Source organism: Sulfuricurvum sp. (assembly GCF_028712165.1).
In the GTDB taxonomy this organism is placed as follows: domain Bacteria; phylum Campylobacterota; class Campylobacteria; order Campylobacterales; family Sulfurimonadaceae; genus Sulfuricurvum.
In genome coordinates this window covers 1-5,150 of the sequence record NZ_JAQTQR010000111.1, presented here as the reverse complement: position 1 = coordinate 5,150, position 5,150 = coordinate 1, and the positions used below count along the sequence as shown (strand labels likewise).

Sequence of the window (5,150 nt, the reverse complement as noted above, 5' to 3'; positions counted from 1 at the left end):
GGTACCGCTTTGCTCTTAATCATTACAGCTCCGAAAAAGAGTTTATCCGTCATTTTCACTCTTTGATAGAAGTGATTGATTATATTAAAATCGATATCAACCATCCTGATGGATCAGATAAAATTCTCGCTTCGCTGAAACATTATGAATGTAAGTTTATTGCGGAAAAGATTGAAGATGAAGAGAGTTTTACAAAAGCCAAATCATACGATTTCCATTATTTTCAGGGTTATTATTTCAGTATACCGGATCTGTTGGCAAAAGAGAATTTTGATCCGGACAATACACTGTTGCTTGATTTGATCTATTTGCTCAAGACAAATGCGTCATTGGAAAAACTCATGGCAGCATTCGATACCTCTCCGTATCTGACGATTAATCTTTTAAAATTTATTCAAATTAATGAGGGGCTCATTTATGATTCTATTTCATCGATAGAGCAAGCATTGCTTTTGATCGGGCGTGAGCGTTTGAGTTCATGGCTGGAACTCATGTATTATGCCGATGCAAAATCCGATGGATCCAAAAGCAATACGCATGCAATGCAGATAACGCAGCAGGCATTGCAAAGAGCGTATTTGATGGAAGAATTGGCCCATACGATCAAACACAGTACCCGTTTTTCAGATATGGCGTATATTACGGGTATGCTCTCTATCAGCGAAATCATGTTTCATGAAAGCTATCGGAAACTCATGGAACAGATCACGATTGACAATACTATTATCACGGCACTCCTCGAAAAAAAAGGGGTTATAGGACGTCTTTTGGAACTGTCGATCGCTATCGAAAAGAACAATTTGAATATGATCAGTTCGATTATACTTGAACTCGATTTATCGGAGAGGGAACTGAATAAATGTCTTTTAAACAGTTACCGAAGAAGTGCGGCGGCATTGAATACAAATGTGTTTATCGAAAAACAAATAGAGTTGGGTACTGCATAACATTTCGTTTACCAATCTGGACTAAAGTATCTTTGATGATTGAGAGCGTTTCGTTTAAATCGTAGAACAAGAGTTCAATATATGCTTGTTGTTTATGAGCATTCAGGAAGTTGTGGGGTGGGGATGTATGCAACAATTTACCGAGGAAGAGCTTCGAAAATACAATGGTCAAGACGGTGCGCCGGCTTATATCGCTTTCAAAGGGAAAGTGTACGATGTCAGTTCATCCAAATTATGGAAAAACGGAGCCCATTTTAAACGACATTTTGCGGGAATTGATCTGACGCCCGAAATGGAAGATGCCCCTCACGCTGATGAGGTGTTCGAGCAATTTGAACCTATCGGACTTTTTATCCCCACCACACGTAAAACTCCGCAAGATGAAAAAGAGGCTCGAAAAGAGCGATACCGCCAATGGTACGCGGCTTACCATCCTCATCCGATGCTTGTCCATTTTCCCATTGCGTTGCACTATTTCAGCGGTGCAGCAGATATCTTGTTTTTGCTGCACCCTTCTGTTGCCTACGAAGAGACCGTATTCCTCTCCTTTTTAATGGCCACTATTTTGGGAATATTCGCTTTGTTTGCGGGAGTTTTCAGTTGGTGGGTAAACTACAATCTTGTCAAATCGAAACCTTTTATGATCAAATTAAGCGGTGCACTTTTTACTCTACTCGTCGGATTGGTTCCAATAGTCCAAATGTTTAGTAACTCAAATATCCCTTTTGAAAAAGGGCTAGACGGGTTTATCTATCACTTTATTATCTTTTTAACGGTTATTTCGGTCACGATCGTCGGTTATTACGGCGGAAAAATTACCTGGGGGGCGAGACAATGAGAGATTCGGTTTCAATATTGATCGGAGGAAAAGCAGGACAGGGGATCGCAAGTATCGAAACTCTTTTGACCAAAGGATTCAAGAGAGCGGGATTTTATACTTTTTCGACCAAAGAGTTTATGTCCAGAGTGCGCGGAGGCAGCAATACAACACTGATACGGATCTCGAAGAATCCGGTTAATGCGCCCGTGTATAAAGCGGATATTTTCGTTCCTCTGGACACCAATGCTTTTTACCATGCACAAGATCGGATCACAAAAGAGACATTTGTAATCGCTAAAAAAGGGAATTTCGAATGCGACTGCACGTTTTACGATCATGATTTGGAATCATTGGCCAAAAGTATCGGGAGCCCGATCGTCTCAAACACAATAGCCGCTGCGCTGGTTTTCGGACTGCTCGGATGCGATGTGAAAGTGTTGCGAGGGATTGTAGAGGAGATGTACCCTAATGAGCTGCTCGAAGTGAATCTCAAAGCGTTAGAGATCGGAGCAAAACTTGGAGAAGACAACGGAAGCTGTCTCTACTGTATCGAACCGACTCTCTCAGCCACTCAAACCAAGGATTTCTTTTTGAGTGGGACGGAAGGGGTCGGATTCGGTGCGATCGCAGGCGGGTGCAATTTCATCTCAAGCTATCCCATGAGTCCCTCTACGGGGGTATTGACCTTTTTGGCGAAGCAGAGCCAAAATTTCGGTATCTGCGTTGAACAGGCCGAAGATGAGATTGCGGCGTTTCAAATGGGATTGGGCGTCTGGTACGGCGGCGGACGATCTATTACGACGACAAGCGGCGGCGGATTTGCCCTGATGGGTGAGGGGCTGAGTCTCAGCGGGATCACCGAAACCCCGATGGTTGTTTATCTGGCGCAGCGTCCCGGTCCTGCAACCGGTCTTCCGACACGAACGGAGCAGGGGGATTTGGAACTCTCCATCTACAGCGGTCACGGGGAATTTCCCCGCATCGTACTGGCACCGGGCGATCCGAAAGAGTGTTTTGAGCTCGCCCGCAGCGCTTTTGAACTCGCCGATTTGTATCAAATTCCGGTGATTATACTGAGCGATCAGTATTTGGCGGACAGTTATTTCCATGTCGAGCAGTTTGATATCGAATCGAAACAACCTGTTCATCATATCGTAAAAACCGATGTGGACTATAAACGCTATTCTTTGAGCGATGATGGTATCAGTCCCCGCGGGATTCCCGGATACGGAGAGGGTTTCGTGCTCGTCGATTCGGATGAACATACCGAAGAGGGATTAATCACCGAGAGTATGTCTGTACGCAACGAGCAAAACGGCAAACGTCTCAAAAAAGGTGAGCTGATCCGCAATGAAGCGATTTTTCCAGAAATAGTTGGAGAAGGGGAAATCGTCGTTGTCGGATGGGGAAGCACAAAGCATATCATCAAAGAAGCACTCGAATTCATAAACGATACAAATATCGCATCGATCCATTTTTCGTGGGTTTACCCGTTGAGCGAAGCTCAGCTAGCACCGCTAAGAAATGCCAAACAAGTCATTACGATCGAAAATAATGCAACTGGTCAGTTCGCGAAACTGCTTAAACAGCACGGTATAGTGATTTATGCTCACATATTAAAATCCGACGGATTGCCTTTTTTTGTGGATGAACTCTCTGAAAAACTCGTATCCGTACTAAAGGAGATCCGATGACTACACGGTTTGATCGAATTGTTGAAGATAACGCCTGGTGTCCGGGTTGCGGAAATTTTTCGATTCTCGCTCATTTAAAAGAGGCTTTGGAAGAAATGGGGCTTGACCCGCTCCAGAGCGCAGTCGTTTCAGGGATAGGGCAGGCAGCAAAAACACCGCAGTACATGAGTGTCAATATGTTTAACGGACTGCACGGCAGGGCACTTCCGGTCGCACAGGGGTTGAAAGTCTCCAATCCCTCACTGACGGTGATCGCCGAAGGTGGGGATGGCGATATGTACGGTGAGGGGGGAAACCATTTTATGGCGGCAATTCGACGAAACGCTACTATCATCAATATCGTCCATAACAACATGGTCTACGGCCTTACCAAAGGGCAAGCTTCTCCGACATCCCAGCGGGGTTTTAAAACACCCGTGCAGACTGAAGGGGTTCATGTTGAACCGTTTAATCCGATTGCGACCGCAATTTCTCTGGATGCATCACTCGTAATCCGGACATTTTCCGGAAACAAAGAACATTGCAAAGCAATGCTCAAAATAGCGATCGAGCATAAAGGGTATGTATTGATCGACATTTTTCAACCCTGTGTGACGTTCAACAAAACCAATACGTTTAAATGGTTCAAGGATAATGTGTATGAGCTGCAGGATGATTATGATCCGACAGACAAGGTCAAAGCGTTTGAAAAAGCGTTGGAATCCCATCCGTTTCCGATAGGAGTCATTTATAAAGGGCCTCCCAAAGTTATTTTGGAAGATGCCCTGAGAGACGAAAGCCGAGTTGGAGACAAACCGTTGTATTCTAGTACGGTTGATTACCAACGTCTCGGAATCGAGATGGAAAAATACATTTGAGAAAAGGAGAAAATCATGACAAAATATGAATGTGACGTATGCGGATATATTTATGATCCGGAATTAGGTGACCCTGAGAACGGAATTCCGCCCGGTACACCGTTTGAAAACCTTCCGGAGGACTGGATCTGCCCCGTATGCAGCGTCGGCAAAGAAGACTTTACCGAACTCGCTGAATAAATTCTTATGCTACGGGCATCACAGCCCGTTTAGTGTTTCTTCAAACCCTCTTTCATCAGTAGAAATCTTGATATAGTTTTTAACAGTATAAAACTTGACATAAACTATTATTTATAGGTAAAATACTGTAATTAACAGTTAAATACATCTCAAGGTAAAATATGAATATTACAATTGTAAATTTTAAAGGGGGTGTCGGCAAGTCAATGATTGCCCATCAGCTTATTTCCGGATTCGGATTTTACGGTTGTGAGATTGACCCCTACGGTTCGCTCTCCGATCGATTGCCTGAGAGGGTAGAGCGTATCGACATTCAGCAGAAACATTTGGAAAAACCGACAGATGAGACTATTTTTGATTTCGGGGGATTTGATGATATCAAACTCGATCAGGCAATCAGTTATTCGGATTTGATTATTATCCCGTTTATTCCGACACTGGAGACGATTCAGGGGACGGTGGATACATTGGTACGGGTTGCACGGATGGATAAACCGATATTGATGGTGCCGAATATGAGCCAAAAAGAGAATGATATCAAGGATGCGAAATTTGTGTTTGAAGAGACTCTCGGATTTGAGATCGAGATGTTTCCGATACCTATGAGCGTTGCATTGCAGACGGCAATCAATGAAAACCGATCGATTGTTGA

Annotated in this window: 6 protein-coding genes; all 6 read left to right on the top strand. The window is 43.9% G+C overall.

What is annotated here, in order from left to right; genetic code table 11:
• Positions 1–947 (top strand): HDOD domain-containing protein (locus PHP90_RS13610; RefSeq protein ID WP_299930989.1); only part of this gene is annotated, 947 nt, incomplete at its 5' end.
• Positions 948–1,074: 127 nt separating this feature from the next.
• Positions 1,075–1,785, top strand: a complete 711-nt coding sequence (locus PHP90_RS13605; RefSeq protein WP_299930987.1) for a DUF2231 domain-containing protein — start codon at positions 1,075–1,077, stop codon at positions 1,783–1,785.
• Positions 1,782–3,461, top strand: coding sequence for a 2-oxoacid:acceptor oxidoreductase subunit alpha (locus PHP90_RS13600; RefSeq protein WP_299930985.1), 1,680 nt, complete (start codon positions 1,782–1,784; stop codon positions 3,459–3,461). The genes PHP90_RS13605 and PHP90_RS13600 overlap by 4 nt, the downstream gene beginning before the upstream one ends.
• Entirely contained in the window at positions 3,458–4,318 is an 861-nt protein-coding gene (locus PHP90_RS13595; RefSeq protein ID WP_299930983.1) for a thiamine pyrophosphate-dependent enzyme, read from the top strand. The genes PHP90_RS13600 and PHP90_RS13595 overlap by 4 nt, the downstream gene beginning before the upstream one ends.
• Positions 4,319–4,333: 15 nt before the next feature.
• Entirely contained in the window at positions 4,334–4,498 is a 165-nt protein-coding gene (gene rd / locus PHP90_RS13590) for a rubredoxin (RefSeq protein ID WP_299930981.1), read from the top strand.
• Positions 4,499–4,659: 161 nt separating this feature from the next.
• The coding region (locus PHP90_RS13585; protein WP_299930979.1) for a ParA family protein at positions 4,660–5,150 on the top strand (491 nt) is incomplete at its 3' end.